The sequence below is a fragment of the Arthrobacter sp. CJL-S3 genome, from assembly GCF_056711635.1.
Genome location: NZ_CM160046.1, coordinates 1,088,677 through 1,115,291 on the forward strand (window position 1 = coordinate 1,088,677; position 26,615 = coordinate 1,115,291).

General features: G+C 68.3%; 24 protein-coding genes and 1 riboswitch. Of the genes, 14 read left to right on the plus strand and 10 right to left on the minus strand.

All coding sequences use genetic code 11. The annotated features are described in order from the left end of the window. Position 1: 1 nt before the first annotated feature. The 5 genes from AC06G6_RS04980 to AC06G6_RS05000 form a co-directional block, all read right to left on the minus strand. Positions 2 to 1,450, minus strand: coding sequence for an ABC transporter permease (locus AC06G6_RS04980; protein ID WP_479826951.1), 1,449 nt, complete (start codon positions 1,448 to 1,450; stop codon positions 2 to 4). Positions 1,451 to 1,644: 194 nt separating this feature from the next. Then, complete coding sequence (locus AC06G6_RS04985) at positions 1,645 to 2,748, minus strand: substrate-binding domain-containing protein (RefSeq protein WP_479826953.1); 1,104 nt, start codon at positions 2,746 to 2,748, stop codon at positions 1,645 to 1,647. A 63-nt stretch (positions 2,749 to 2,811) separates the two neighbouring features. Continuing rightward, positions 2,812 to 4,080, minus strand: coding sequence for a multiple monosaccharide ABC transporter permease (gene mmsB, locus AC06G6_RS04990; RefSeq protein ID WP_479826955.1), 1,269 nt, complete (start codon positions 4,078 to 4,080; stop codon positions 2,812 to 2,814). A 49-nt stretch (positions 4,081 to 4,129) separates the two neighbouring features. Continuing rightward, a complete protein-coding gene (gene mmsA, locus AC06G6_RS04995) occupies positions 4,130 to 5,686 on the minus strand; it encodes a multiple monosaccharide ABC transporter ATP-binding protein (RefSeq protein WP_479826957.1) in 1,557 nt (518 codons plus the stop codon). Between the two features lie 131 nt (positions 5,687 to 5,817). Then, complete coding sequence (locus AC06G6_RS05000) at positions 5,818 to 7,008, minus strand: ROK family transcriptional regulator (RefSeq protein WP_307459286.1); 1,191 nt, start codon at positions 7,006 to 7,008, stop codon at positions 5,818 to 5,820. Between the two features lie 300 nt (positions 7,009 to 7,308). On the opposite strand from AC06G6_RS05000, the gene AC06G6_RS05005 reads away from it, so the two are divergent. After that, positions 7,309 to 8,100 (plus strand): nitrilase-related carbon-nitrogen hydrolase, encoded by a 792-nt coding sequence (locus AC06G6_RS05005; protein ID WP_479828537.1) that lies wholly within the window; start codon positions 7,309 to 7,311, stop codon positions 8,098 to 8,100. Here the strand turns inward: AC06G6_RS05005 and AC06G6_RS05010 are convergent. Beyond that, on the minus strand, positions 8,079 to 9,947 hold the full coding sequence (locus AC06G6_RS05010) for a PucR family transcriptional regulator ligand-binding domain-containing protein (protein ID WP_479826959.1): 1,869 nt from the start codon (positions 9,945 to 9,947) through the stop codon (positions 8,079 to 8,081). The two genes, AC06G6_RS05005 and AC06G6_RS05010, sit on opposite strands and share 22 nt — an antisense overlap. A gap of 99 nt (positions 9,948 to 10,046) precedes the next feature. Here AC06G6_RS05010 and AC06G6_RS05015 point away from each other — a divergent pair, with 99 nt between their 5' ends. Together AC06G6_RS05015 and AC06G6_RS05020 are read left to right on the plus strand one after the other, a co-directional pair. Next, on the plus strand, positions 10,047 to 11,588 hold the full coding sequence (locus tag AC06G6_RS05015) for an amino acid permease (RefSeq protein WP_479826960.1): 1,542 nt from the start codon (positions 10,047 to 10,049) through the stop codon (positions 11,586 to 11,588). Beyond that, the gene (locus AC06G6_RS05020) at positions 11,585 to 13,288 is read left to right on the plus strand and encodes a flavin monoamine oxidase family protein (RefSeq protein WP_479826962.1); all 1,704 of its coding nucleotides are present in this window, start codon (positions 11,585 to 11,587) and stop codon (positions 13,286 to 13,288) included. Before AC06G6_RS05015 ends, AC06G6_RS05020 begins: the two co-directional genes overlap by 4 nt. 24 nt (positions 13,289 to 13,312) lie before the next feature. Here AC06G6_RS05020 and AC06G6_RS05025 read toward each other — a convergent pair whose 3' ends face one another. Next, positions 13,313 to 13,831, minus strand: coding sequence for a gamma carbonic anhydrase family protein (locus AC06G6_RS05025; RefSeq protein WP_479826964.1), 519 nt, complete (start codon positions 13,829 to 13,831; stop codon positions 13,313 to 13,315). A 149-nt stretch (positions 13,832 to 13,980) separates the two neighbouring features. Here AC06G6_RS05025 and AC06G6_RS05030 point away from each other — a divergent pair, with 149 nt between their 5' ends. Continuing rightward, on the plus strand, positions 13,981 to 14,499 hold the full coding sequence (locus tag AC06G6_RS05030; RefSeq protein WP_479826966.1) for a DUF2231 domain-containing protein: 519 nt from the start codon (positions 13,981 to 13,983) through the stop codon (positions 14,497 to 14,499). 71 nt (positions 14,500 to 14,570) lie between these two features. Here the strand turns inward: AC06G6_RS05030 and AC06G6_RS05035 are convergent, their stop codons facing one another. After that, on the minus strand, positions 14,571 to 15,023 hold the full coding sequence (locus tag AC06G6_RS05035; RefSeq protein WP_479826968.1) for a class I SAM-dependent methyltransferase: 453 nt from the start codon (positions 15,021 to 15,023) through the stop codon (positions 14,571 to 14,573). Positions 15,024 to 15,064: 41 nt separating this feature from the next. Then, entirely contained in the window at positions 15,065 to 15,925 is an 861-nt protein-coding gene (gene purU, locus AC06G6_RS05040) for a formyltetrahydrofolate deformylase (RefSeq protein WP_479826970.1), read from the minus strand. Positions 15,926 to 16,000: 75 nt separating this feature from the next. Next, a riboswitch (ZMP/ZTP riboswitch) is annotated at positions 16,001 to 16,086 on the plus strand. Positions 16,087 to 16,258: 172 nt separating this feature from the next. Between purU and glyA the strand changes: the two genes are divergently transcribed. The 10 genes from glyA (at position 16,259) to AC06G6_RS05090 (ending at position 25,811) form a co-directional block, all read left to right on the plus strand. Then, the gene (glyA, locus tag AC06G6_RS05045; RefSeq protein ID WP_479826971.1) at positions 16,259 to 17,560 is read left to right on the plus strand and encodes a serine hydroxymethyltransferase; all 1,302 of its coding nucleotides are present in this window, start codon (positions 16,259 to 16,261) and stop codon (positions 17,558 to 17,560) included. Between the two features lie 3 nt (positions 17,561 to 17,563). Then, a complete protein-coding gene (locus AC06G6_RS05050) occupies positions 17,564 to 18,496 on the plus strand; it encodes a bifunctional methylenetetrahydrofolate dehydrogenase/methenyltetrahydrofolate cyclohydrolase (protein WP_479826973.1) in 933 nt (310 codons plus the stop codon). Between the two features lie 215 nt (positions 18,497 to 18,711). After that, positions 18,712 to 19,662 (plus strand): ABC transporter ATP-binding protein, encoded by a 951-nt coding sequence (locus AC06G6_RS05055; protein ID WP_479826974.1) that lies wholly within the window; start codon positions 18,712 to 18,714, stop codon positions 19,660 to 19,662. A 79-nt stretch (positions 19,663 to 19,741) separates the two neighbouring features. After that, positions 19,742 to 20,560, plus strand: a complete 819-nt coding sequence (locus AC06G6_RS05060; protein WP_479828538.1) for an ABC transporter permease — start codon at positions 19,742 to 19,744, stop codon at positions 20,558 to 20,560. Then, positions 20,557 to 21,390: an ABC transporter permease gene (locus AC06G6_RS05065; protein ID WP_479826976.1), complete on the plus strand. Its 834-nt coding sequence runs from the start codon at positions 20,557 to 20,559 to the stop codon at positions 21,388 to 21,390. Before AC06G6_RS05060 ends, AC06G6_RS05065 begins: the two co-directional genes overlap by 4 nt. A gap of 90 nt (positions 21,391 to 21,480) precedes the next feature. Next, the gene (locus tag AC06G6_RS05070) at positions 21,481 to 22,056 is read left to right on the plus strand and encodes a hypothetical protein (protein ID WP_479826978.1); all 576 of its coding nucleotides are present in this window, start codon (positions 21,481 to 21,483) and stop codon (positions 22,054 to 22,056) included. Between the two features lie 10 nt (positions 22,057 to 22,066). Next, complete coding sequence (locus AC06G6_RS05075) at positions 22,067 to 22,900, plus strand: exodeoxyribonuclease III (protein ID WP_479826979.1); 834 nt, start codon at positions 22,067 to 22,069, stop codon at positions 22,898 to 22,900. Positions 22,901 to 22,917: 17 nt separating this feature from the next. After that, positions 22,918 to 24,027, plus strand: a complete 1,110-nt coding sequence (gene trpS, locus AC06G6_RS05080; protein ID WP_479826981.1) for a tryptophan--tRNA ligase — start codon at positions 22,918 to 22,920, stop codon at positions 24,025 to 24,027. A 4-nt stretch (positions 24,028 to 24,031) separates the two neighbouring features. Next, complete coding sequence (locus AC06G6_RS05085) at positions 24,032 to 24,700, plus strand: 2'-5' RNA ligase family protein (RefSeq protein WP_479826983.1); 669 nt, start codon at positions 24,032 to 24,034, stop codon at positions 24,698 to 24,700. A 106-nt stretch (positions 24,701 to 24,806) separates the two neighbouring features. Further along, complete coding sequence (locus tag AC06G6_RS05090) at positions 24,807 to 25,811, plus strand: YihY/virulence factor BrkB family protein (RefSeq protein ID WP_479828539.1); 1,005 nt, start codon at positions 24,807 to 24,809, stop codon at positions 25,809 to 25,811. Here AC06G6_RS05090 and AC06G6_RS05095 read toward each other — a convergent pair. Then, entirely contained in the window at positions 25,768 to 26,538 is a 771-nt protein-coding gene (locus tag AC06G6_RS05095) for an alpha/beta hydrolase family protein (RefSeq protein WP_479826985.1), read from the minus strand. The genes AC06G6_RS05090 and AC06G6_RS05095 overlap by 44 nt on opposite strands. Positions 26,539 to 26,615: the final 77 nt, after the last annotated feature.

A 26,615-nucleotide genomic window follows, 5' to 3' on the forward strand; every position in this document is an offset into this window, starting at 1 on the left:
GCTACTCTCCTCGGAGGACTTCGATGGGGCGGATGCGGGCGGTGAGCAGGGCAGGTACCAGGGCCCCGATGACGGCGACGCCAAACACGGCGGCAATGCCCGCGGCGATGACGCCGGGGGAGGCGCTCGCGGTGACGGAGGTCAGCAGCTGGCCGGCCCCGCCGAGGGGATTCGCGCCGGGCATCCCGCCGGGCATCCCGCCGGGAAGTCCCGGGCCCCCGCGCTGGCCGGCCATGGTGGTGGCGGTGGCCGTGGCGGTGTTGGAACTGATCAGCGCGGAGGCGATGCCGCCGCTGGCGAAGGACGCGACGGCGGCACCCACCACACTGCCCAGGGCCACGAGGACCAGCGCCTCCAGCACGAACTGCAGGCCGATGGTGCGGTTGGGGGCGCCGATTGCCTTCAGCACCCCGATTTCCCGGCGGCGCTCGCGGACCAGCATGACCATGATCAGCAGGATGATCAGGCCCGCGGTGGCCAGGGCCGCCACGAAGGCGATGAAGGAGATGTTCTTGACGCTGCCGAGTGAGCTGACCGCGGTTTCGAGGTTCCGCTCGCCCTGGCTGACATCCGCCGCGCCGGTGCCGAGCGCGGCCTGGAGGGCCGTCTTGGCGGCGTCGACGTTCTCCAGGGAATTGACCGTGACGATCATCGTGGACAGCTCGCCGGGGAGTTCCGCGAGCGTCTGGGCCGTGGGGAGCGTGAGGTAGAGGGCGTTGTTGCCGAAGGCCGTGCCGGCGTCGAACAGGCCCACCACGGTGAAGCTCTGGTCCTTGACGGTGAACGTCGAGCCGACGGTCAGACCGTTCTTCTCGGCCAGGGTGGTGCCCAGCAGGGCGCCGGCGGAGGCCACCGTGTAGTCGCCCAGGCCGGTGCCCTGCGTCAGCGCCAGGGCCTTGCCGGTGGTGTCCACCTCGGCTCCGATGCCGGTGGCAGTGACGGGTACGGAGAAGGCGGGTGCAGCGGTGGCGGTGCCGGACGCTCCCGTTGCGCCCTCCGCGGCCTGGTTGCGGGTGCCGAGTGTTCCGGCGTCGACGGCGGCCGTGAGGCTCGTGGTCACGGTGGTGGCGGACTGGCCGCCGGGACCGCCCTGGCTGCCTGGACCTCCCTGCCCGCCGGCCCCGGTCTGGGCGGCGGCCGCCGCGGCGTTGCGCAGCCTCAGCGCCTTGGTGCCGACGACGGTGCTCACGTCGGGCACGGCGGCCGCCGTCGCGGCCTGTTCGGCGGTCAGCGGCTCGCCGCCGCCTTCGAAGCCCTGCCCGCCGGCGGGATTGACGGTCAGCACGGTGCCCACCGAGGCGTTGAGCTCCGCGACCTTCCCCGCGACGGCCTGGTTGGCCACCAGCATGGCCAGCGCGAGTCCGATGGCAACCGCCAGCACGGCCACCACGGCCGCTGTTCTGACCTTGTTTCTGAAGGCGTTGCCTATACTCCGGGCAAGGACGCTCACGTGACTCCTAGGGATCTTGGGCCGGCCGGAAGGGCCGGCGGCTGATCCCACACTGGTACGGGCTGCTGTGCGGACCGCCATGCGGAGCTATGGATCCGCTGTGAGGGGCCGAGCAGGAAGATTTCGGGCAGCAAAAAGCCCCGGCCCGCCAGGAGGCGGAACCGGGGCTCTTTGAGGTGCTGTTCGGACAGGAACTACTGCTTGGTGATCGGTCCGAGCACCGGATCGTTGACGTATTCCGTGTAGACGTTTTCCTGCGTCACGATGACCGGCTCCAGCAGGTACGCCGGAACAACCTTGACCGTGTTGTTGTAGGACTTGTCATCGTTGATCTCGGGCGTCTTGCCGGCCTGGAGGTCCTTGACCATGGTGATGGCGTGATCCACGAGCTTGCTGGTGTCCTTGTTGATGGTGGAGTACTGCTCTCCGGCCATGATGGACTTCACAGACTCAACTTCGGAGTCCTGCCCGGTGACGACCGGAATCGGCTTGCCGGCAGCCTTGACCGAGGTGATGATCGCCCGGGCCAGGGTGTCGTTCGGGGACAGCACACCGTCGAGCGGTGCGGTGCTGTAGGTACCGGCGAGCAGGGTGTCCATGCGGCGCTGGGCGTTCTCTGCCTTCCAGCCCTGGGTGACGGCCTGCTCGAACGTCGTCTGGCCGGACAGCACCTTGAGGGTGCCGTCGTCCATCTTCGGCTTCAGGACGCTCATGGCGCCGTCGAAGAAGACCTTCGCGTTGGCGTCATCCGGGGAGCCGGCGAAGAGCTCGATGTTGTACGGGCCCTCCGGCTTCTTGGCCTTCATGCCCTCCAGCAGCGCCTGGCCCTGGAGTTCACCGACCTTGAAGTTGTCGTAGGCCACGTAGTAGTCGACGTTGGCGGTGTTCAGGAGCAGACGGTCATACGCGATGACCGTGGCGCCGGATTCCTTGGCCTGCTGGAGCTGGGTGCCCAGCTGTGCACCGTCGATGGCGCCGACGATGATGACCTTGGCGCCCTTGGTGATCATGGCGCTGATCTGGTTCTGCTGTTCCGAAACGCCGCCATTGGCGAACTGCACATCCGGCTTGAAGCCGGCGGCGGTGAGGCCGTCGTTGAAGAGCGTCTCCGCCAGGACCCAGTTTTCACTGGTCTTCTGGGGGAGCGCGACGCCGATCAGGGAGTCTTTGGGGAATGCTTCCCCGCCGGTGGTGGACCCGCCGGTGGTCCCGGTGTCGGTGCGGCCGCAGGCTGTCAGCGCCAGTGCCGCAATAGCAGCGATCGCTGCTGCCTTTCCTGCTTTACCAATCAGTCGCATTGTTTGGTTCACTTTCTTTAGATGGTGTGCGGAGAATCGTGATGGAACGGATCAGGGAGTGGATTAGATGCCCCTGGAGATGACCTCTTTGGTGGAGGTCGTCTCGTCGGGCTTCAGCTCGCTGCTGCGGCCGAAGTTCTTGAACATCAGGCCGATGATGGACTTCTTGCCCTGGGACTTGTTGTAGACGTCGAAGGCGACGGCGATCAGGAGCACGAGGCCCTTGATGATCTGGGTCAGGTCGGCGCCGACGCCGAGCAGCTGCAGGCCGTTGTTCAGCACGGCCATCACCAGGCCACCGACGATCGAGCCGATCACGGTGCCGACGCCGCCGGTCACCGCGGCGCCGCCGATGAACACGGCCGCGATGGCGTCCAGTTCCCAGCCGACGCCGTCGAACGGGCCCGAGGCGGTGGAACGGCCGACGAAGATCATGCCGGCGAGGCCGGCCAGGACGGACATGTTCATCATCACCAGGAAGTTGACCTTCTTGGACTGCACGCCGGAGAGCTCGGCGGCGTGCCGGTTGCCGCCGACCGCGTAGATGTGGCGGCCGATGACGGTCTTGGAGGAGATGAACCCGTAGATGATCACCAGCGCAGCCAGGATCAGGCCCGGGATCGGGAAGGACGTGCCCGGCCGGCCGGTGGCGAACAGGTACGTCGCGTAGAGGATGGCGCCGCAGATCAGGATCAGTTTGACGATGCTGACCCAGGCTTCGGGCACCTCGGCGCCGAGGGCCTTGGCGTTGCGGCGGGAGCGGATCTCACTGAAGACCACAAACGCGACGCCGAGCAGGCCCAGCAGCAGGGTGAGGTTGTTGTAGCCGACGTTCGGCCCGACCTCGGGCAGGTAGCCCGAACCGATCTTCTGGAAGTCGGCCGGTACCGGGATGGTGTTGGACTTGCCGACGTACTGGTTGGCGCCGCGGAAGATGAGCATGCCGGACAGCGTGACGATGAACGCCGGGATGCCGACATACGCCGTCCAGAACCCCTGCCAGGCGCCGATCAGCACTCCCAGCCCCAGCCCCATCAGGATGCCCAGGTACCAGGGGATGCCCCAGTCCCGGATGAAGAGGGCCACGCAAACGCCCACGAACGCCGCAACCGAGCCGACGGAGAGGTCGATGTGGCCGGCAATGATCACCAGGACCATGCCAATGGCCAGGATCAGGATGTAGGAGTTGCCGTTGAAGAGGTTGATGACGTTGCCCGGGGTGAGCGTCCGGCCGTCGGTTGCAATCTGGAAGAAGATGATCAGGGCCACCAGGGCGAAGATCATGCCGAATTGGCGGGTGTTGCCGCCAAAGAGCTTCTTGAGCGCGTTCATTGTTTCAGTCCTTGTTTCCGGAGGGTACGGAGCAGTTGGCCACAGCGGGTCAGGCGGTCTTGCGGGCCGAAGTCATGAGTTTCATGAGCGTTTCCTGGCTGGCTTCGTCCTTGTTGAGCACGCCGGTGATGGCGCCTTCGAAAATGGTGTAGATGCGGTCCGAGAGGCCCAGCAGCTCGGGCAGCTCCGAGGAAATCACAATGATGCCCTTCCCCTGGTTCGCCAGCTGCTGGATGATGCCGTAGATCTCGTACTTGGCGCCGACGTCGATCCCTCGGGTGGGCTCATCCAGGATCAGGAGCTCGGGGTCGGTGAACATCCACTTCGCCAGCACCACCTTCTGCTGGTTGCCGCCGGAGAGCTTGGCGACGCCCTCCTCGACCGACGGGGCCTTGGTCCGCAGGGACTTGCGGTACTGCTCGGCGACGGTGAACACCTTGTTGGCGTCAATCACGTTGTGCTTGCTGACCTTCTTGAGGTTGGCCGAGACCGTGGTGGCCTTGATGTCATCCAGCAGGTTCAGCCCCAGGGACTTGCGGTCCTCGGTGACGTAGCCCAGTCCCGCGTCGATCGCCTGCTTGACGCTCTTGAGTTCGACGTCCTTGCCGTCCATGTGGATCTGTCCGGAGAGGAACCGGCCGTAGGACCGGCCGAACACGGAGCGGGCGAGCTCGGTGCGCCCGGCGCCCATCAGCCCCGCGAAGCCGACGATCTCGCCCCGGCGGACGAAGAAGTTGGAGTTCTTGCAGACCATGCGGTCCTGGACCTGCGGGTGGCCCACATTCCAGTTCTTGACCTCGAAGAAGACCTCGCCGATCTTCGGCTCGTGCTCCGGGAAGCGGGATTCCAGGGTCCGGCCAACCATGCCCTTGATGATGCGGTCCTCGTCGACGCCGTCGGCCTTGACGTCCAGCGTCTCGATCGACTTGCCGTCACGGATGATGGTGATCGAGTCCGCGATCTGCTCGATCTCGTTCAGCTTGTGGGAAATGATGATGGACGTGATGCCGCGGCCCTTCAGGCCGAGCATGAGGTCCAGCAGGTGCTGGGAATCGGATTCGTTCAGGGCGGCCGTGGGCTCGTCGAGGATGAGCAGCTTCACCGACTTGTTCAGGGCCTTGGCGATTTCGACGAGCTGCTGCTTGCCGACGCCGATTTCCTTGATCGGGGTCTCCGGGTCCTCCCGGAGTCCGACGCGGGCCAGCAGTTCGGTGGAGCGGATCCGGGCCTCGGCCCAGTCGATCACACCGCGCTTGGTGGGTTCGTTGCCCAGGAAGATGTTCTCCATGATGGACAGCTCGGGGATCAGCGCGAGCTCCTGGTGGATGATCACGATGCCGGCGTGCTCGCTGGCCCGGATGTCCTTGAACTGCTGGACTTCGCTCTGGTAGACGATGTCGCCGTCGTAGCTGCCGTAGGGGTAGACCCCCGAGAGTACCTTCATCAGGGTGGACTTGCCGGCGCCGTTCTCGCCGCAGATCGCGTGGATCTCGCCGGCCTTTACCCGCAGGTTCACCTCGGACAATGCTTTAACGCCGGGGAACTCTTTGGTGATGGAGCGCATCTCGAGAATAATCGGATCGCTGTGCGTGTTGAGGGACGTCATCTGCCCTTACGCCTCCAATGCATGACTTCGTTGTCCGCCCCTGCAAACCGCAGGGTCGTCTGATGGAAAAGTAAACTGGATCACGGGCCTTGTCGTCAAGTCTTTAACGCAACAGCCCGATAACGAAAAGCTCAGCCGCGCCGGATTCCGGCGTGCTGGAAGACCAGGGCGGTCGCGCCCAAGGCCTCGGCGCGGTCCCCCAGGGAGGACATCGTGAGCGTCGTCGTCTCCCCGATCACGGGCACGGCGTGCCGGACCAGGCCCCGCCGGATCGGGTCCAGCAGCAGCTCGCCGAGGCCCGCCAGCGGGCCGCCCACCACGATCACTTCGGGGTTGATCAGGTTGGCCACATTGCCCAGCGCGCGGCCGACGGCGAGCCCGGCGTCGTCCACCACACGCAGGGTCGCGGAGTCCCGGGCGAGGGCCTTGCGGACGATGTCCTCCGGGGTGAGCGGCGCGTCCTCCCCGCGGCCCAGGAGCTCGATCATGGTGGTGGTGGAGGCGATGGTCTCCAGGCAGCCGCGGTTCCCGCAGCGGCAGACCAGCCCGTGCTCGTGGATGGTGGCGTGGCCGATTTCGCCGGTGATCCCCACGTTGCCGTAGTAGGGCATCCCGTTCAGGATCAGCCCCGCGCCGATGCCGGATCCGATCTTGAGGAACAGCAGGTTGCTGATGCCGGTGTGCGGCCCCCAGGTCACCTCCGATAGGGCCCCGAGGTTGGCGTCGTTGTCGAGGAAAACCGGGAGATCCAGCGCCTCCTCGAGGCGTTGCAGGATGTTGATACCCACCCATTCGGGCAGGATGGCGCCCTGCGCCACCGTCCCGGTGCGGCGGTCGATGGGTCCCGGGATGCCGACGCCGGCGCCCACGACCGCGCTGCGCTCCACGCCGCTGCTGGCCAGGAGCCGGTCCAGGAGTCCGACGGCGGCGGTGATGCCTTCCTCGGCGTGGTGGCCCAGGGGGAGCAGGACCGATTCCTCGGCGATCACGTGGTAGCTCAGGGAGGCGAGGACGACGCGCAGGTGACGGCGGCCGAAGTCGATCCCGACGGCGACGGCCCCGTTGCTGTTGAGCCGGACGTTCAGGGCCCGCCGGCCGGAGCTGGTGATCGGTTCGGTGGAGGCCAGTCCGGCGTCCTGCATGATCTTGACGATGTTCGAGACCGTGGCCGTGGAGAGGCCGGTCTGCCGTGCCAGTTCCGCCTGCGTGGAGGGCCCGGCGAGAAGGCATTCAATGATCCGCTGTTGGTTCAGATGCCGGAGCGCGGATTGCGATCCGGGGTTTTTGGTTCGGCTCCTCGTTGAGCGCGTTGGTGAGGGCATGCAATGAAGATTGCCCCATCCGCGTCTTGTAGTCAAGAAGTTAACGCATGATAGCTCCGGAAGTAGGCTGGCGGGGCCGGTGCGCAGCTTGGCGCCCGTGTCGGACGGGGCCCCTGGCGGGGCCGGCGCGGGGCGCGGCGCCGTGTCCGGCGGGGCCCCTGCCGGGGCGGAAAGGGCATTCCGTCCCGCTTCCCGGACGGCCGGGCGGAAATGCACCGAAGCGGCGATGCCTGCGGATGGCTACGCTGGAGGAGCGGGAGTCCGCCGCCAAGGGCGGACCCTAAGGACGCTGAGGTGGTAATGGTGCTACTGGCCCTGATGCAGGCGAACGCCGCCGTGCTGGACGTTGATGCCAATTGCGCTGCGGTGGATGCCGCCGCCGGGAGGGCCGCTGCGGCGGGCGCCCGGCTGCTCCTCACCCCGGAGCTCTTTCCGGTGGGCTATGCGCCCCTCCGGCTGCGGGCGGAGCTTGACCCGGCGACGCTGCCCTCCCTTCGGACGGCCCTGGCGGAGATTGCCCGCCGGAACGGCATTGCGCTGGTCTACAGCCTCCCCGCCGTCACCGTGGCGGGGGCATGGCAGATCACGGCCACCCTCGTCGATCACACCGGCGAGGAGCTCCTCAGCTACGCCAAGGTCCACCTCTTCGGGCCGGAGGAGCGCCAGGCGTTTGTCCCCGCCGCGGCCAGTCCCGGCGTCGTTGACTTCCTCGGGGTCAGGACCTCACTGGTGATCTGCTACGACGTGGAATTCCCTGAAGCCGTCCGTGCCGCCGCGGTGCGCGGCGCCGAACTGCTGCTGGTGCCGACCGCCCTCGCGGAGGGATTCGATGCCGTGCCGCAGGTGCTGATCAGGGCGCGGGCCCTGGAGAACCATCTGACGGTGGCCTACGCCAACCACTCCGGAACGGAGGACGGCTGCGACTTCCTGGGCGGCAGTGTCATCGCAGCCCCGGACGGCAGGCTCCTGGCCGCGGCCGGCACCGGCGCCGAGCTGCTGTTCGCCGAGCTGCCGGAGCCGGGCGCGGCCGGGCACGAGGTGGCGTACCTGGAAGATCTCCGGCCGGAGCTCTACCGCTCCTGGGGCAGCTGACCGGAACCGGGCTCCGGGGCATCCGGCGCGGCAGGTGCATCCGGCGCGGCAGGGACGTCGGGCGCGGCAGGGGCGTCCGCCGCCGCCGCCATCCCCGGCAGCTCGTCCGTGTACTGCAGGGCGATCCAGAGCTCGGCCCGGGCCTGGGCCTGGTTGAGATCCAGTTCCAGCAGCTCCGCGAGCAGGCCGATCTGCCGGCGGATGCTGTTGCGGTGCAGGCCGGTGGCTTTGGCCGTGGCATCCCAGCTGCCGTTCTCGCCGAGCCAGGCGCGGAGGATCCCAAGCAGGGCGTCCCGCCGCTCCGGTGCCAGCGCCAGCACGGGTGCCAGCAGCCGGGCGGCCAGCATGGCGCCGGCCTCCTTGCCGAGCAGCCCGGCCACGGACCACGTCACGTCATCCACCCGGACGCTGCGTCCGGTGGTCGCGACGCGGCCGCGGAGGGACCAGGCCCGCTGGTAGGTTTCCGCGAGCCCGGACAGCTCGGTGGCGCTGCCGACCACGAGGCGCCAGCCGAGCCGTTCCACACCGGCGAGCAGGGCGTCGTCGACCTTCAGCCGGGTGATGGCGGCAAAACCGGAGTCGGTGAGCTCCACCAGCTTGGTATCAAACATCCGGCGCCATTCCAGCAGCTCCCGCACGGGACTCTCGACGGGGCGGCCGGCGCGGCCCGGAGCGGCGGCCGCCCCTGCCGGCGCGGCGGTGCCGGCCGGGACCGCGGTGCCGGCCGGCGGAACGGTGACTGCGGAGGCCGCCGGGGCGTCGGGAGTTCCGGGCGCCTCCGGGCGGAGGCCCAGGACCACGCGCAGCTGCCCGGACCGGGTGGAGGAGACGCTCTGCGCCAGCAGGTCCTTGAGCGCGTTGAGGTGGCGGGTGCCTCCGGAGACCAGACTGTCCGGATGCAGCAGCAGCGCGGTGGCCAGCTGGCTGGGGGCCAGAGAGCCGCTGGTGCGCTGGCGCACCAGCAGTTCCAGCAGCCCGACGGCGGTGGAGACGACGCTGTTCTGGGCCGGGGTGAGCGGGGCGTCGGTGCCGAGGACCAGGGCGCCCAGGTTGGCGTCCCGAGTGCTGCGCAGGGGATACCCGAACACCAGCGCCGAACCTGCCGTGCCGAACGAGTCCAGTTCCACGCGCGGGCCGCTGCCGGAGAGCAGCCTCGCCAGCAGGGGCTGCAGCGTTGCCGTGTCCACGCCCGGCGTGGCGGGGGCTCCCGCTGCGCCGGCGGTTCCGCGGGCACGCACCCGCCCGTCGGCGCCCACCAGGACCGCCCAGACCGGAACCCGCTGCACGAGGGCGGCCAGGAGTTCGTGTTCCGGCCGTGCCGACAGCACCGCGCGCATGAGCTGCCGGTTCGTGTCCGCGAGCTGCCGGAACGTCGTGGCGTTGTCCGATTCCAGCAATTGCGAGAAAGCCAGGCCGACGGCGGCGAAGGGAACGGTCTTCGGGACGGCCACGAGGGTCAGGTTGTGCCGCCGGCAGGCCTGCACCACGGCGTCGGGCACCGCGTCGAAGTACGGCTCCAGGCCGAAGCCCAGGGCGGAGACGCGCGCCTCGACCAGCCGCCGCACGTAGGTGTCCACGAGTTCCGCGGCGCCGCCCCCTCCCAGGAACGGGAGGCCGGCGGTGAGCAGGAACTCGCCGTCGAGCAGGTACGGGGTGGGGTCCTCCAGCTCGCTCGGCTCCACCCAGCGCAGCCGCTCGGCCCCGTTGCCGCCGTCGTGCAGGACCGTCAGCTCCGGCGGCAGCTGGCGCAGGAACTGCGCCAGCGTGACGAAACCCAGCCGCTCGGCACCGTCAGCAGGGTTGCCGTGGAGGTCCAGGGCTGAGTGCTTCGGTGCATTAAGTCTCATGACTGAAGACTATAGGTCATTCTGCACAACCGTGAGAGCTGGCTCACAAGCCTAGGCTGGACCGGGGAAAAGACCACTACTGAAGAACGGACGTCAACGATGACTGTGCCAACTCTTATTGGAGAACGGCCGCCGGCCACCACGGGCCGTCCCGGACTGACCGCGCAGCTGCTTCGCCGCAAGCCGATCGGACAGCTCGTCAGCGAAGCCGAAAACGGCCACGGCGGCACGCGGCTGGTCCGCAGCTTCGGCGTGCTGCAGCTGACGATGATCAGCGTCGGCGCCACCCTCGGCACCGGCATCCTGGTGATCCTGGGTGAATCCGTGCCGCTGGCGGGTCCGGCCATCTGGGTCTCCTTCGCCATCGCCGGAGTCGCCGCGCTGCTCTCCGCCGTCTCGTACGCCGAGATGGCCGGGATGGTGCCCGCGGCAGGATCGAGCTACTCCTACACGTACGCGACGATGGGCGAAGGCATGGCCTGGATCTGCGGCTGGTGCCTGGTGCTCGAATACGCCGTCTCCGTGGCCGCCGTCGCCGTCGGCGCGGGCCAGTACGTCAACGAAGCCCTCCACGTCTTCGGCCTGGCGCTGCCGGACGCCCTCTCGCAGCCGCCCGGGGACGGCGGAGTGCTGAACGCGCCTGCGATCGTGATCGTGGTCCTGGCCATGGCGCTGCTGGTCCGCGGCGCCAAGGAAAGCGCCTGGATCAACACGGCCATTGTGGTGGTCAAGGTCGGCATCCTGGTGTTCTTCTGCGCCGTGGCGTTCACCGCCTTCAACGCCGCACACTTCGAACCGCTGCTGCCGATGGGCGCCGCCGGCGTCTCCGCCGCCGCCTCCCGGGTGTTCTTCTCCTACATCGGGTTCGACGCCGCCTCCACGGCCGGCGAGGAAGCCCGCAACCCGAAGCGCGACCTGCCCCGGGCCATCCTGCTCTCCATGCTGATCGTCACCACCATCTACGTGCTCGTCGCGGTCGCCGCGATCGGCGCGCGGCCCTGGGGCTGGTTCGACGGCACCGAAGCCGCCCTCGTGAAGATCCTGGAGGAGACCACCGGGCAGCCCTGGATTGCGCTGGTGTTCGCCGTCGGGGCCGTGCTGGCCATCGCCAGCATCGTGCTGACGGTCCTCTACGGCCAGACCCGCATCCTGCTGTCGATGTCACGCGACGGCATGGTGCCCAAAATCTTCGGCCGCGTCTCGCCCCGCACCGGAACCCCGGTGGCCGGGACCCTGATCGTGGGCACCGCCGTCGCCCTCACCGCGGGCCTCGTCCCGCTCGGGGCGCTGGCGGACGCCACCAGCATCGGCACACTCTTCGCCTTCGCCCTGGTCAACGTCGCCGTCATCCACCTGCGGCGCCGCCGGCCCGAACTCACCCGGAGCTTCCGCGTCCCGCTGTTTCCGCTGACCCCCATCCTCGGCGCCGCCATGTGCGGATACCTCATGCTCAACCTCGGCGCCGACACGTGGGTGGTCTTCGGACTGTGGATGCTGGTGGGACTGGCCGTCTACTTCGGCTACGGCCGCCGGCACTCCCGGGTAGCGGCGCTCAGCCACGAGGAATACCGTGAACTATCCGGCGCAGCCCCCTCCGACACCCCGCCCACGCCCGAACCGATGAAAGCACACCACTCATGACAACCGCCACAGAACTCCCGGCCCCCCGGCCGGCAGCGCCCGGCGCCGGCGACCAGGCCCCCATCACCATGCTGAATCCCGACTTCCCGTTCAGCTACGACCACTACCTGGCCCACCCGGACGGCCTGGGCGCCATCCCGGCCGGGCTCCACGGAGCCGAAGTGGCCGTCGTCGGCGCCGGTCTCTCCGGGCTGGTGGCCGCCTACGAGCTGATGAAACTGGGCCTGCGCCCGGTCCTCTACGAGGCGGACCAGATCGGCGGCCGGCTGCGGACCGCGAGCTTCCCCTCCGCCGCCGGCATCGTGGCCGACCTCGGCGGGATGCGCTTCCCCGTCTCCGGCAAGGCGTTCTACCACTACGTCGAGATGCTCGGGCTGGAAACCCAGGAGTTCCCCAACCCGCTGGCGGCGGCGACCTCCAGCACGGTAATCGAGCTCGCCGGGCAGAAACACTACGCGCGCACCCCGGCAGACCTGCCGCCGTTCTTCCGGGAGGTCGCGGAGGCCTGGAAGGCTGCCGTGAACGACGGTGCCAAGTTCGCCGAGATGCAGGACGCCATCCGCGCCCGGGACACCGCCCGGATCAAGGAGCTGTGGAACGCGCTGCTGCCGCTGCTGGATGAACAGACCTTCTACGGGTTCATCGCCGGCAGTGACTCGTTCAAGCAGGCCGGGTTCGCCCACCGCGAGGCGTTCGGGCAGGTGGGCTTCGGCACCGGCGGCTGGGACACGGACTTCCCCAACTCCATTCTGGAGATCCTGCGCGTCGTCTACACCGACGCCGACGACGCGCACCGGCTCATCGCCGGCGGGGCGCAGCGGCTCCCCGAGGCACTCTGGCAGCACGCGCCGTCGGGCATGGTCCACTGGCCCGAGGGAACATCACTGGCCTCGCTGCACGCCGGCGCCCCGCGGGGCGCCGTGGACCGGATCGCCCGGGACGGCAGTGGCGACTTCCGCATCCGGGAGCGGTGGGGCCGCGAGGCGGCCTATCCGGCCGTGATCACCACCTGCCAGTCGTGGCTGCTCTCGACGCGGATCCACACCGAGGAAACCCTGTTCCCGGCGGAACTGTGGACCGCGATCGAACGCTCCCACTACATGCAGTCCTCCAAAACCTTCGTGATGGTCGACCGGCCCTTCTGGAAGGACATCGACCCGGCGACGGGCCGGGAGGTCATGTCCATGACGCTGACCGACCGGCTGAACCGGGCCACTTACCTGCTGGACAACGGGCCCGAGCAGCCCGCGGTGATCCTGCTCTCCTACACCTGGAACGATGACGCGCTGAAATGGCTGTCCCTGGACGCGGACCAGCGGGTCGAGCTGATGCTGCACTCGCTCGAGCAGATCTACCCGGGCGTGGACATCGCCGGCCACATCGTCGGCCAGCCCATCACCGTCTCCTGGGAAGCGGACCCCAACTTCATGGGGGCCTTCAAGGCCAACCTGCCCGGACAGTACCGCTACCAGCAGCGCCTCTTCAGCCACTTCAAGCAGGACCGGCTCCCGGAGGGGCAGCGCGGAATCTTCCTAGCCGGCGACGACGTGTCCTTCACCGCCGGGTGGGCCGAGGGCGCCGTGACCACCGGACTGAACGCCGTCTGGGGCGTTGTCAACCACCTGGGCGGTTCGGCGGCGGCCGGGAACCCGGGACCGGGCGATCTGCTCGACGAACTGGGCCCGATCTCGCTGGACTAGGTCCGCAGCCGTCCTCAGCCGTCCTCAGCCGTGCAGTTCGCGGTGCGCCCGGGCCAGCTCCTGGTAGTGCACCGCGTTCTGCTGCACGCCCGAGAACTCCTCGTCGGTCAGCTCACGGCGGACCTTGGCCGGCACCCCGGCCACCAGCGAACGGGGCGGAACCACAGTGCCTTCCAGCACGACGGCGCCGGCGGCCACAAGCGAGCCGGCGCCGATCACGGCGCCGTTGAGGATGGTGGCGCTCATGCCGATCAGGCAGTCGTCCTCGACCGTGCAGCCGTGCACGACGGCGCTGTGCCCGACGCTGACCCGGGCGCCGACCGTGCAGGGGAAGCCCGGGTCGGCGTGCAGCACCACGTTGTCCTGCAGGTTGCTGCCGGCGCCCACGCTGATCGCGGCGGTGTCGGCCCGGACGGAGACGCCGTAGAAGGCGCTGGAGTTCTCGGCGAGCGTTGCCCTGCCGATCACCGAGGCGCTCGGTGCGATGAAGGCGGATTCGTGGACGGCCGGGGTGTCCCCGGCGAAAGCGTAAATGGGAGCCATGCCTCCAGCCTAGGACACACCCCCTCCCCGTTGCGCTATCACTTGTGGTGGTTCTCAGGGCTGAGAACCACCACAAGTGATAGGTCAACCGGGGTTGAACGGGCGTAGGATCGGGGCCATCAAAGGCCCTGTCCGGGAGGTGGTCCGTGATGACGGAAAACGGGAAGTTCCGACGACTGATGCGGCGGCTGGAGGGGTGGGACCGCCTCGACCCGGCGGTCCGGGTGGCGGAGCCGCTCGCGGGCCGGCTGGTGGCCAACCCCAGGCTGCGCAGTTTCTTCCGGGGTGACGCCACCGGCAGTATCCCGCATGCGGTCGCCACCGATGTGCCGTTCGGGGCCTGGTTCATGGCGATCTTCCTGGACCTCTTCCCCGACGAGGGGACCCGCCGGGCCGCCGCACGGCTCGTGGCCCTCGGCGTCGTCGCGGCCGGCCCCACCGGAATCACCGGCTGGGCCGAATGGGCCCGGGCGGACCGCGCCACCCGGCGTGTCGGCGTCGTCCACGCCGCGGCAAACGGCACGGCGACGCTGATCTTCCTGGCCTCCTGGGCCGCCCGTTCCCGCGGCCGGCACGACCTGGGCGTTGGGCTGGCCCGGCTGGGCGGCGTCCTGCTGATCGTCGGCGGATTCCTGGGCGGCTACATGCGCAGCGTGCGCCGCCCCTGACCCCGTTGAGCTATCACCTATGGTCACTATGAGCGCTGGGAACGACCAAAAGTGATAGCTCAACGGTGTTTTCAGTTGGGCGGGGCGGGGGAGCGGAGCACGGTGAAGCCCGGGCCCTGTTCGTTGAGGTCCTGTTCGTTGAGGTCCTCTTCGGGGAGGCGGCCTTCGGGGAGGACGACGGCGATCGGCGCCCCGGGCGCGGCCACCCGCTCCAGTTCCCGGACGACGTCGTCCCATTCCGCCGGGGGCAGTCCCGCGAGGGCGTCAACCGCCCACACCGAGGGGAAGACCGAGTCGGGGAAGGGCAGCGAGCCGGCCGGAGCGACGGAGGCTTCCAGGCCCCGGGCCCGCGCCGCATGGATGTTCTCCTCGGACGGGTCGACGCCGGTGAAGTGGATGCCGGACTGGACAAAGCGCAGCCCGTCGGAGCCCTGGCCGCAGTCCAGGCCCAGCACACCCCGGCGGTCCTCAGCCTTGAGCAGGGCCACGAACTCGGTCAGCGGGTCTTCCGGGGAAAGTGCCATACCCCTATTCAATGACCGCCGTCTGCGAAAAACAACCGGTCTCAGTTGAAAACAACCGTCCGGTTCCCGTCCAGCAGGACCCGGTGCTCGGCATGCCACTGCACGGCCTGGGCCAGCGTGCGGCCCTCCACGTCGCGGCCCATCTGGACGAACTGCTCGGGCGTGCGGCGGTGGTCCACCCGGATGACTTCCTGTTCGATGATCGGCCCCTCGTCCAGGGCCGCCGTCACGTAGTGCGCGGTGGCGCCGATGAGTTTCACGCCCCGGGCGTGCGCCTGGTGGTACGGCTTGGCGCCCTTGAAGGACGGCAGGAAGGAGTGGTGGATGTTGATGGCCTTGCCGGTCAGCTGCTGGCACAGTTCGTCGGAGATGATCTGCATGTAGCGGGCGAGGACCGTGAGCTCGATGTCATGCTCGGCCATCAGCGCCCGCAGCTCGTCCTCGGCCTGGACCTTGGTGTCCGGGGTGACCGGGATGTGGTGGAAGGGGATGCCGTAGAACTCCGCGAGGCCGGCCAGGTCCTTGTGGTTGGAGACGATGGCCGGGATCTCGATGGGCAGGGTGCCGGAGCGCTGTAGGAACAGCAGGTCATTGAGGCAGTGCGCTGATGTGCTGGCCATCAACAGGGTGCGGATCTTCCGTCCGGCCGGGTTGAGGCTCCACTGCATCCCGAAGGCCTGGGCCACGGGCTCCAGGGCGGCCTGGAGCTCCAGCTGGGAGGACGGCGTCGTGGCCTCGACGCGCATAAAGAACGTGCCGGTGCTCTGGCTGCCGTACTGCTGCGAGTCCGTAATATTGCAGCCCGCGACGAGCAGGGCGCCGGCCACGGCGTGCACGATTCCGGGGCGGTCCGGGCAGGAGAGGGTCAGGATATAGGAAGCAGTCAGCTGGTCGTCAGTCACGGAAGACAAGCCTACCCGCGGTCCGCCGGGGGCTGGGTCCGGCGGCTCGGTCCGGGCCGCCGGACTGGGGTACTCTGGAACGGTCGCAACTGGCGTTGGGTGGCTAACCACCAGGGAGCGGCACTCACGAAGACCACGGATCGTACGCCTGGGCCGAGGGTCATGTTTTTCCGGTTGGCAGCACACCGCTGCCGGCCCGCATCGGCGCCCCACTGCGGGTGCCGGCCCCTGTCACGTCCCCGGTTCCCGGGACCGTAATCTAGGGGCGCCGCCGCGGGCCAGCCGGTAACCTGACCTTAAGCAGTGCCCGTTGCCTAGCCAGGAGTTCCCCCCGTGACCACCTCTCTTAGCCTTTCCTCAGCCGCCGTGAGCAACCAGCCGCTGGCCGACCTTGACCCCGAAATCGCCGCAGTCCTTGCCCAGGAGCTGGGCCGCCAGCGCGGCACCTTGGAAATGATCGCCTCCGAGAACTTCGCCCCGCGCGCCGTGATGGAAGCCCAGGGCTCGGTCCTGACCAACAAGTACGCCGAGGGTTACCCCGGCCGCCGCTACTATGGCGGCTGCGAGTACGTCGACATCGCCGAGCAGCTCGCGATCGACCGGGTCAAGGAGCTCTTCGGCGCCGAATACGCCAACGTCCAGCCGCACTCCGGCGCCCAGGCCAACGCCGCGGCGCTCTCCGCGATGATCACCCCGGGGGACAAGATCCTGGGCCTGTCCCTGGCCCACGGCGGCCACCTGACCCACGGCATGAAGCTCAACTTCTCCGGCAAGCTCTACGAGGTCGCCGCGTACCAGGTCGAGCAGGACAACTTCCGCATCGACATGGACAAGCTCCGCGCGCAGGCCATCGCCGAGAAGCCGCAGGTGATCATCGCCGGCTGGTCCGCCTACCCGCGCCACCTCGACTTCGAGGCCTTCCGCTCGATCGCCGACGAGGTCGGCGCCCTGCTCTGGACCGACATGGCGCACTTCGCCGGCCTCGTGGCCGCCGGCCTGCACCCGAGCCCGGTCCCGTACTCCGACGTCGTCACCTCCACCGTGCACAAGACCCTCGCCGGTCCCCGCTCCGGCGTGATCCTGGCCAAGAAGGAGTGGGCCAAGAAGATCAACTCCAACGTCTTCCCGGGCCAGCAGGGCGGCCCGCTCATGCACGTGATCGCCGCCAAGGCCGTCGCGTTCAAGATCGCCGGCACGGAGGAATTCAAGGAGCGCCAGGAGCGCGTCCTCGAGGGCGCCCGGATCATCGCCGACCGCCTCAACCAGTCCGACGTGTCCGACGCCGGCGTGTCCGTCCTGACCGGCGGCACCGACGTGCACCTGGTCCTGGTGGACCTGCGCAACTCCCAGCTCGACGGCCAGCAGGCCGAAGACCTCCTGCACTCGGTCGGCATCACGGTCAACCGCAACGCCGTGCCGTTCGACCCGCGCCCGCCGATGGTCACCTCCGGCCTGCGGATCGGCACCCCGGCCCTGGCCACCCGCGGCTTCGGAGCCGAGGAGTTCACCGAGGTCGCCGAGATCATCGCGACCGCGCTGAAGGCCGGTGCCGCCACCGACATCGAGGCGCTCCAGTCCCGCGTGGACAAGCTCGCCGCCGACTTCCCGCTGTACCCGCAGCACGAGCAGTGGTAGGCCATGACTTCTGCTGAGACGGCCCACACGGCTGAAACCGCCCGGATCCTCGACGGCAAGGCCACCGCCGCCACGATCAAGGCCGAACTGACCGAACGCGTGGCGGCGCTCAAGACCCGCGGGATCGTCCCGGGCCTGGGCACCATCCTGGTCGGCTCCGACCCGGGCAGCACCTGGTACGTCGGCGGCAAGCACAAGGACTGCGCCGAGGTGGGCATCACCTCCATCCGCCGCGACCTGCCGGAGGAGACCAGCCAGGAGGAGCTGCTGGCCGTGGTCCGGGAGCTCAACGAGAACCCGGAATGCACCGGCTACATCGTCCAGCTCCCGCTGCCCAAGCACATCGACCAGGACGTCATCCTGGAGGCCATGGACCCCGACAAGGACGCCGACGGCCTGCACCCGATGAACCTGGGCCGGCTCGTGGCGAACGTCAGCGGTCCGATGAAGTCCCCGCTGCCGTGCACCCCCAAGGGGTGTGTGGAGCTGCTTACCCGGCACGGCATCAGCCTCAGCGGCAAGCGCGTGCTGGTGGTGGGCCGCGGGGTCACGATCGGCCGCCCGGTGGGGCTGCTGCTCACCCGCAAGGACGTCAACGCCACGGTGATCCTGGCCCACACGGGCACGGTCGACCTGCCCGCCGAACTCCGGCAGGCCGACGTCGTGATTGCCGCGGCCGGCCAGCCGCACATGATCAAGGCCGGCGACCTCAAGCCGGGCGCCATCGTGCTCGACGTCGGCGTCAGCCGCGTCGACGACGGCTCGGGCAAGGCGGTGGTCACCGGAGACGTGGACCCCGCCGCGGCCGACGTCGCCGCCTGGTTGTCCCCGAACCCCGGGGGAGTGGGCCCGATGACCCGCGCCATGCTGCTGGCGAACGTGGTGGAAACCGCGGAACGCCACCTGGCCGAGGCGGACCACTCCGGCACCGCCTGAGCCAACCGCTCCGCCTGTCCCAGGGCGCCCCCTCCCACCCGGAGGTGGCGCCCTGGGTGCTTAACGCCCCGGACATCACGGAATGGCAAACGTCTGGATTTTTTACGAAAAGACTCTTTCATAGTTCGGCGGGATCCACTACCGTGATTCGGGTGCCTGAACTAGTCTCCGAAGAAGAATCCTCAGCCCAGGAAGCCTCCCAAAAGGACGCCCCAGTGAGCAGCCCCGCCGAATCCGGCCCGCCGCAGTATGTGATCACCGCCGAAAACCTGACGAAGCGCTACGGCGACGTCGTCGCCGTCGACGGCATCTCCTTCTCCGTGCCCGCCGGTGAGGCCTTTGGCCTGCTGGGCCCCAACGGCGCCGGTAAGTCCACCACCATGAAGATGATCGGCGGCGTGTCCCAGCGGACCTCCGGGAGCCTGAGCATCATGGGGCTGGACCCGGACCAGAACGGGCCGGAGGTCCGCGCGCACCTGGGCGTCGTCCCGCAGCAGGACAACCTGGACGAGGAACTCAAGGTCCGGGACAACCTCCTGGTCTACGGGCGCTACTTCGGGCTGCCCATGAGCTACCTCAGGCCCAAGGCCGACGAGCTGCTGGAGTTCGCGCAGCTCACGGACAAGGCCAAATCCAAGGTCGACGCGCTCTCCGGCGGCATGAAGCGCCGCCTCACGATCGCCCGCTCCCTCATCAACGAACCCCGGATCCTGCTCCTGGACGAGCCCACCACCGGGCTGGACCCGCAGGCCCGGCACATCCTCTGGGACCGGCTGTTCCGGCTCAAGGAGCAGGGCGTCACGCTGATCCTGACCACCCACTACATGGACGAGGCCGAGCAGCTCTGCGACCGCCTGATCGTGGTGGACAAGGGCAGGATCATGGCCGAGGGATCACCCGCCAGCCTGATCCGCGAGTACTCCACCCGCGAGGTCCTTGAGCTGCGCTTCGGCTCGGAACGCAACGCCACCGTCGGCGCCGAACTCGAAGGCATCGGCGAACGGCTGGAAACCCTGCCCGACCGCGTCCTGATCTACGCCCACGACGGCGAGGCAGCCCTCGAAGAGGTCTCCGCCCGCGGACTGCGCCCGGTGACCTCGCTGGTGCGCCGGTCCTCGCTCGAGGACGTTTTCCTGCGCCTGACCGGACGGAGCCTCGTTGACTAGGAAAGCCGGGCTGCCCGAACAGCCGGCCGCGACCGGTCCGGCGGCCGGCGCGGCCCCGGGCGCCACGGCCCCTGCCGCCCTGCGCGCCCACTCGCCGGAGGTCTCGGCCGCCAGGGCCCGGCGCTGGGGGTCCTTCTACTTCGCCGAGCACGTCCTGCGCGTGATGAAGAGCTACGGCTGGACCATCGTGATGTCCGGCGTCGGTCAGCCCGTCGCGTACCTCTTCGCCATGGGCGTGGGGCTGGCGACGCTGGTCGACACCAACAGCGAGGCCGCCTTCGGCGGGGTCAGCTACCTGACCTTCATCGCGCCGGCGCTGTTGATCTCGGCAGCGGTCATGACGGCGGCGAACGAATTCACCTTCCCTGTGATGGATGGTTTCAAGTGGCGCCGGGTCTATTACGGTCCGCACGCCTCGCCGCTGACCCCGGAGCAGATCGCGCTCGGGCAGGTCATCGCCGTGACGGTGCGCTTCCTGGTGCAGTCAGCCATCTATTTCGTCGTGGTGGCGCTGTTCGGGGCGTCGCCCAGCGGCTGGGGCTGGGTCTCCATCCTGGTCGCCTGCCTCGCCGGGCTGGCCTTCGGGCTGCCGCTGATGGCCTACGCCGCCTCCATCAAGAACGACAAAGGCCAGTTCGCCATGGTGATGCGCTTCATCGTGATGCCGCTGTTCCTGTTTTCCGGCACCTTCTTCCCGCTGGACACCCTTCCCCTCGCAGTGCGCTGGATCGGCTGGATCTCGCCGATCTGGCACGGCACCGAGCTGGGCAGGGTGTTCAGCTACGGCTACCAGGAGCCCCCGCTGCTGACTATCACACACCTCGTCTTCCTGCTGGTCCTCACGGTGGTCGGCTGGGTCCTGACCAAGCGCCAGTTCATCAAGAGGATGGGCGGATGAGCGCCGTCACCACCAACAACAGCGCCACCGAGGCCGCCCGCAACCGGAAGTTCGGGCCGCTGTACTCAGGCAACGTCCGCGCCGTCGTCGCCCGCGGGCTGATGGCCACCAAGAGCGGCAACTGGCTGGTCATGCTCTCCGGCTTCTTCGAGCCCGTGCTGTACCTGATCTCGATGGGGGTCGGGCTGGGCGCGATCGTCGGCTCGGTGCAGGGGCCCGGCGGCGGGGAGATCTCCTACGCCGCCTACATCGCCCCGGCGCTGCTGGCCGTGTCCGCGATGAACGGCGCGGTCTACGACTCGACCTGGAATGTCTTCTTCAAGATGAACTTCGCCAAGCTCTACCAGGGCATGCTTTACACCTCCCTGGGACCGCTCGACGTCGCCATGGGGGAGATCTTCCTGGCCCTGCTGCGGGGCCTGATGTACGCCACGGGGTTCACCGCGGTGATGGGGCTGATGGGGCTGATCACGACGCCGTGGGCCATCCTGATGATCCCGGCCGCGGTGCTGATCGCCTTCGGCTTCGCGAGTTTCGGCATGGGCATCACCAGCTTCATGAAGACGTTCCAGCAGATGGAGTGGATCAACTTTCTGATGCTGCCGATGTTCCTCTTCAGCGCCACCTTCTACCCGCTCAGCGTCTACCCGCAGTACATCCAGTGGCTCATCCAGGCCATGCCGCTGTGGCACGGCGTGGAATTGCTCCGCCAGATCAGCGTGGGCATCTTCACGCCGGCGACGGCGGTGCACATCGGCTACTACCTCGTGATGATCGCCTTCGGCGTGCTGCTCACCACCGGCCGGCTGCGCCGGCTGTTCCTCAAATAGGGCCCGGGCCCGACGTCGGCCCGGGCACCCCCCCGTTCGCCCCCGGTGGAAGCGGCCCGGGCCGATGCGAGGGTTTGCCATAATAGGCTCATGCAATCTCTGGGCAACCCCGCGTCTTCCAAGCCGTCCGCGAACACCGCCGCCGCAGGCAAGTTCTCCATGTTCCGCATCAGCGGACCCGGGATGATGGTCTTTATCATCGCCTTCGTCGTCGCGGTCATCTTCGCCGCGAACCAGAACGACGTCGTCGGCTGGATCGTGGCGATCATCGCCGGCTTCTGGCTCGCCCTGGCCTCGTTCGTGGTCTTCAGCATCCAGAAGGCGGCCCGGAAGGCCGGCGCCAGGCTGACCGAGGCGCAGAACGCCTTCAACGCGGCCGCCGGCCGGGCGCCGTCGTCGGGCAGTGTCGACCACGGCGGCACGCGCCTGGTGCAGGGCCGCGGCGAAGCCGATGAGGTCCGGGACCTGAAACTCGACCACTCGTTCAAGATTGTCCAGGTGCAGGTCCGCGTCGTCGAGCAGGAACGGGCGAAGGGCGCCGCCTCGGACCAGGACACGATCAGCCGGGCGCTCGAGACCATCGAGATCACCGCCACCAACGCGCGGGACATGATCAAGTCCTCCGGCGGCACCGACGAACCTGTCGCCGGAACCATTGTCGACTAGAGTGGATCGGGTGAGTTCGGCATTGAAGAAGGACAACCTTCGCATCGCATCAGTCAACGTCAACGGCCTCCGTGCCGCCTACCGGAACGGCATGGCGGAATGGCTTGAGCCCCGCGAAGTGGACATCCTCTGCCTGCAGGAGGTCCGCGCGCCTGACGCGATCGTCCGCGAGCTGCTCGGCGAGGGCTGGTACATCCTGCACGCGGAAGCCGAAGCCAAGGGCCGCGCCGGCGTCGCCATCGCCTCCCGGACCGAACCCCTGCAGACCCGGGCGGGCATCGGGGACGACTACTTCGCCACCGCCGGCCGCTGGGTCGAGGCCGACTACATCGTCCGCAACGCGGCGGGGGAGGCCTCGCAGCTGACCGTCGCCAGCGCCTACGTGCACTCCGGCGAGGCGGGCACGCCGAAGCAGGACGACAAGTTCCGCTTTCTCGACGTGATGGTCGACCGGCTTCCCGAGCTGGCCAAGCACAGCGACCACGCCCTCGTGGTGGGCGACCTCAATGTCGGCCACACGGAACTGGACATCAAGAACTGGAAGGGCAACGTCAAACGTGCCGGCTTCCTGCCGGAGGAGCGGGCCTACTTCGACCGTTTCTTTGGCGAGGATATCGGCTGGAAGGATGTGCACCGGGGCCTGGCGGGTAACGTCGACGGCCCCTACACCTGGTGGTCGCAGCGGGGACAGGCCTTCGACAACGACACCGGCTGGCGCATTGACTACCACATGGCCACGCCCGCTCTCGCTGCAGCGGCAGTGTCAGCCGTTGTTGACCGGGCGCCGTCCTGGGACACACGCTTCTCCGACCACGCCCCGCTGGTAGTGGACTACCGGCTCTAGTCTTAAGGCTCCCACGAATGACTTCTCCTTCCACTGTGACCCCGGTCAACGACGCTGCCGCCGACGCCGCCACAGCCGCCGAAGCTGGCTCCGCCGTCCCCCTGGGGGTCCGGCAGCGCATCCTCTCGGGCATGCAGCCGTCGGCGGATTCCCTGCACCTGGGCAACTACCTCGGCGCCCTGGTGAACTGGGTCCGGATGCAGGATGAGTTTGACGCCATCTTCTTCATCCCGGATCTGCACGCCATCACGGTTCCGCAGGATCCGGCCGAACTGGCCCACCGCACCCGGGTCACGGCCGCGCAGTACATTGCCGGCGGTGTGGATGTGAACAAGTGCACCCTCTTCGTCCAGTCCCAGGTGCCCGAGCACGCCCAGCTGGCCTGGGTCCTGAACTGCATCACCGGCTTCGGCGAGGCCTCCCGGATGACCCAGTTCAAGGACAAGGCCTCACGGCACGGCTCGGACCAGGCCAGCGTCGGCCTGTTCACCTACCCGGTCCTGCAGGCCGCGGACATCCTCCTCTACCAGCCGCACGGTGTGCCCGTGGGCGAGGACCAGCGGCAGCACGTGGAGCTCAGCCGCGACCTGGCCCAGCGCTTCAACTCCCGCTTCGGCGAGACCTTCAACGTTCCGGCGCCTTTTATCCAGAAGGAATCGGCGAAGATCTATGATCTGCAGCACCCCACCGCCAAGATGTCCAAATCGGCGGAATCGCCGGCGGGGCTGATCAACCTCCTGGACGATCCCAAGGTCATCGCCAAGCGGATCAAATCCGCGGTGACGGATGCGGAGACGGAGATCCGTTTCGACCGCGAGGCCAAGCCCGGGGTTTCCAACCTCCTGACCATCTACTCGGCGATCACCGGGCAGAGTGTGGAGTCCCTCGTCGCCGCCTACCAGGGCAAGATGTACGGCCACCTCAAGGTCGATCTCGCCGAGGTCGTGGCGGAGCGGCTGACCCCCATCCGGGACCGGGCCAACGAACTCCTCGACGACCCCGCGGAGCTTGACCGGCTGCTGGCGCTTGGCGCCGACAAGGCCCGCGAGATCGCCTCGGTCACCCTGCGCGACGTCTACGCCAAGGTGGGGTTCCTGCCCTACGCCGGAACCCACGGAGTCCGCTAGCGCAATGTCCTCCGTCAGCAAAGTCACCGCCAACGCGCCGGCCCACACTACGGCGCGCGCCGGCAGCAGCAGCACGGCTCAAGGGAACCAGGATGCCGGGGGCGACGGGCAGCGCAGCGAAGGCATCAGCATCGGCGTGATCCTGGGGTTCCCGACGGAGATCGCCGAGGAGCTCCAGCGCTGGCGGGCGTCCTTCGGTGACCCCATGGCGGGCGTCATCCCCGCCCACATCACGCTGGTGACCACCACCATGACCCAGGACTGGGAAGCCACGCGCAACCATGTGCGTGACGTTGCCAGCAAGCAGGAGCCCTTCAATGTGACCATCGCCGGGACCGGATCCTTCCGGCCGGTCTCTCCCGTGGTCTTCCTCAACGTTGAGGACGGCTTCGGGGACTGCGTCAGCCTGCACGAGCAGTTGCAGGCGGGACCGCTGGAGCGGGATCTGCCGTTTGCGTACCACCCGCATGTTACCGTCGCCCACGACGTCGCCCCCGAGAGCCTCGATGAGGCCGAGACGGCGCTCAAGGATTACAGGGCCACGTTCCCGGTGGCTAGCATGGGACTCTACGAGCACGATGACAACGGCATCTGGCAGTTACGGGAAGAGCTTGATTTTGGGACCGAATCCGACAACGACCGAGGCGAGGACGGTGTCGCGGGCGCCCAGTGAGCCGCCCCTTCCCACCGATCTGGCCGGGCTGAAACTCGAGGTCATCCGGAAGCGGGTCGACTGGAGCAAGGTTCGACGCTCCGGCGGCGGGGGAATGGCGTCGCTGATGGCGATGGTGCCGTGGCTGCTGGCCCGGCTCAACACCGTCCGTCCCCTCCGCGCCTTCCAGCACTACAACCTCCAGCACGGCCCGCTGATGAGTGCCGGCATCGGATTCAGGATGTTCTTCTCCGTCACGGGCCTGCTGGCCACGGGATTCTCCCTGGCCGGTCTCTTCCTGAGCGGACAGCCCGCGCTGCTGGACCAGATCATCCGGAGCGTCAACATGACCGCGCCCGGCCTCCTGCAGGTCAACGGCAGCGAGGGACTGGTGGACCCTTATGAGCTGCTGAACCCCGCCAGCCTGGGCTGGGCAGCGGTGATCGCCGGCGTCATCACGGTCTTCACGGCCCTGGGCTGGATCAGCGGCATCCGGGACGGCGTGCGGGGCATGATGCAGCTGGGCCCGCGGGGGATAAACCCGGTCCTGCAGATCCTGCGCGACGCCGGCACCCTGGTCCTGCTCGGCGTTGCGCTCGTGACCAGCGCCGCGGTCTCACTGGTGTTCGGCACGGCCGCGGACTGGGTGACCGCCCAGCTGAGCCTCGATCCGCTGCTGGCCGGGCCCCTGACGACCTCCGTGACGATCCTCGTGCCGCTGCTGCTCGGCTGGGGCACCGCGCTGATCATGTTCCGGGTCGCCGCGGGGCTGAAGCTGGCCCGCCGCTCCCTGCTGGAAGGAACCCTCCTCGCCGCGGTGGGCACCACCGTGCTGCAGATCTTCAGCACCCAGCTGCTGGCCAGTGCCGGACGGAACCCCATCTTGGCGCCCTTCGCGATCATCATCGGCCTGCTGATCTGGTTCAACCTGGTCAGCCAGGTCTACGTCGTCTGCGCCGCGTGGGTGGCGGTCCGGGAGAAGGACCTCAGTCTGGCGCCGGCCGGCAAAAAGACCGGGTGGGGTGCCCGCCGCGTCCAGCCCGGCAAGACCCCCGTCGAACCAGGTGAGAGCCCCCGCGCCACCGCGGCTACGCGGTGGCGTCGAGGTACTGGTCGGCCCAGGCTGAAATAATCTTCGCGGCGCGGGCCGCCTGGCCCTTGGCCGTCAACAGGTGGTCGCTGCCCTCCAGCGACACGAAGCTGCGCGGATGCCGGGCCGTCTGGAAGATGGTGCTGGCATTCTCGATGCCGACCGTGTTGTCGGTGGGGGAGTGCAGCACCAGCAGCGGCTTCCCCAGCCGCCGGATGCAGTCCGTTAGGTCAGCTTTCTCCAGGTCCTCCACGAAGTGCCGGCGGATCTCCACCCGCTTGCCACCCAGATCCACCTCGGCGCTGCCCTCGCTGAGGATCCGGTCCAGGGCCGCGTCAAAGACGTGGGCCACATGCTTCGGCGAAAACGGCGCACCCACGGTGGCGACGGCGTCGAGCTCCGGGATCTCCTGCGCGGCCGCCAGGACGGCAGCCCCGCCAAAGGAATGGCCAACAAGCAGCGAGACCGGCCGGCCGGAGTCGCGCATGAATTCGGCCGCCTTCACGGTGTCCGCGACTTTGTGGCTGAAGGAGCCCTCCGACCAGAGTCCGGCGGATTCGCCGAGGCCCAGGTTGTCGAAGCGGAGCATGCCCACCCCGTTGTCCGCCAGCGCCTTGCACATCCGCGAGGCCGAGGGGCTGTCCTTGCCCAGCGTGAAGCCGTGCGAGAACACGCCCCAGCCCTTCACCGGCCCCTCGGGGACGTCGACGATGCCGGAGAGGAGTTCGCCGGTGGAACCCTGGAAGGAGACTTTTTCGGAGCGGGACACGGGGACCTTTCGTTCAGCGGTACGACGACGGCGCCCCCACCCGAAAAGGTGAGAGGCGCCGTCGTCGTGATTCTCTT

What these genes read in the sequence shown, in the direction of transcription:
- mmsB (WP_479826955.1), bottom strand. Translation starts at nt 4,080, where the DNA reads ATGAACGCGCTCAAGAAGCTCTTTGGCGGCAACACCCGCCAATTCGGC.
- AC06G6_RS05070 (WP_479826978.1), top strand. Translation starts at nt 21,481, where the DNA reads ATGCAATCTCTGGGCAACCCCGCGTCTTCCAAGCCGTCCGCGAACACC.
- AC06G6_RS05065 (WP_479826976.1), top strand. Translation starts at nt 20,557, where the DNA reads ATGAGCGCCGTCACCACCAACAACAGCGCCACCGAGGCCGCCCGCAAC.
- AC06G6_RS05090 (WP_479828539.1), top strand. Translation starts at nt 24,807, where the DNA reads ATGGCGATGGTGCCGTGGCTGCTGGCCCGGCTCAACACCGTCCGTCCC.
- AC06G6_RS05030 (WP_479826966.1), top strand. Translation starts at nt 13,981, where the DNA reads ATGACGGAAAACGGGAAGTTCCGACGACTGATGCGGCGGCTGGAGGGG.
- AC06G6_RS05005 (WP_479828537.1), top strand. Translation starts at nt 7,309, where the DNA reads ATGGTGCTACTGGCCCTGATGCAGGCGAACGCCGCCGTGCTGGACGTT.
- trpS (WP_479826981.1), top strand. Translation starts at nt 22,918, where the DNA reads ATGACTTCTCCTTCCACTGTGACCCCGGTCAACGACGCTGCCGCCGAC.
- AC06G6_RS05000 (WP_307459286.1), bottom strand. Translation starts at nt 7,008, where the DNA reads ATGCCCTCACCAACGCGCTCAACGAGGAGCCGAACCAAAAACCCCGGA.
- AC06G6_RS05020 (WP_479826962.1), top strand. Translation starts at nt 11,585, where the DNA reads ATGACAACCGCCACAGAACTCCCGGCCCCCCGGCCGGCAGCGCCCGGC.
- AC06G6_RS05085 (WP_479826983.1), top strand. Translation starts at nt 24,032, where the DNA reads ATGTCCTCCGTCAGCAAAGTCACCGCCAACGCGCCGGCCCACACTACG.
- AC06G6_RS05050 (WP_479826973.1), top strand. Translation starts at nt 17,564, where the DNA reads ATGACTTCTGCTGAGACGGCCCACACGGCTGAAACCGCCCGGATCCTC.
- mmsA (WP_479826957.1), bottom strand. Translation starts at nt 5,686, where the DNA reads ATGACGTCCCTCAACACGCACAGCGATCCGATTATTCTCGAGATGCGC.
- AC06G6_RS05010 (WP_479826959.1), bottom strand. Translation starts at nt 9,947, where the DNA reads ATGAGACTTAATGCACCGAAGCACTCAGCCCTGGACCTCCACGGCAAC.
- AC06G6_RS05025 (WP_479826964.1), bottom strand. Translation starts at nt 13,831, where the DNA reads ATGGCTCCCATTTACGCTTTCGCCGGGGACACCCCGGCCGTCCACGAA.
- AC06G6_RS04985 (WP_479826953.1), bottom strand. Translation starts at nt 2,748, where the DNA reads ATGCGACTGATTGGTAAAGCAGGAAAGGCAGCAGCGATCGCTGCTATT.
- AC06G6_RS05035 (WP_479826968.1), bottom strand. Translation starts at nt 15,023, where the DNA reads ATGGCACTTTCCCCGGAAGACCCGCTGACCGAGTTCGTGGCCCTGCTC.
- AC06G6_RS05015 (WP_479826960.1), top strand. Translation starts at nt 10,047, where the DNA reads ATGACTGTGCCAACTCTTATTGGAGAACGGCCGCCGGCCACCACGGGC.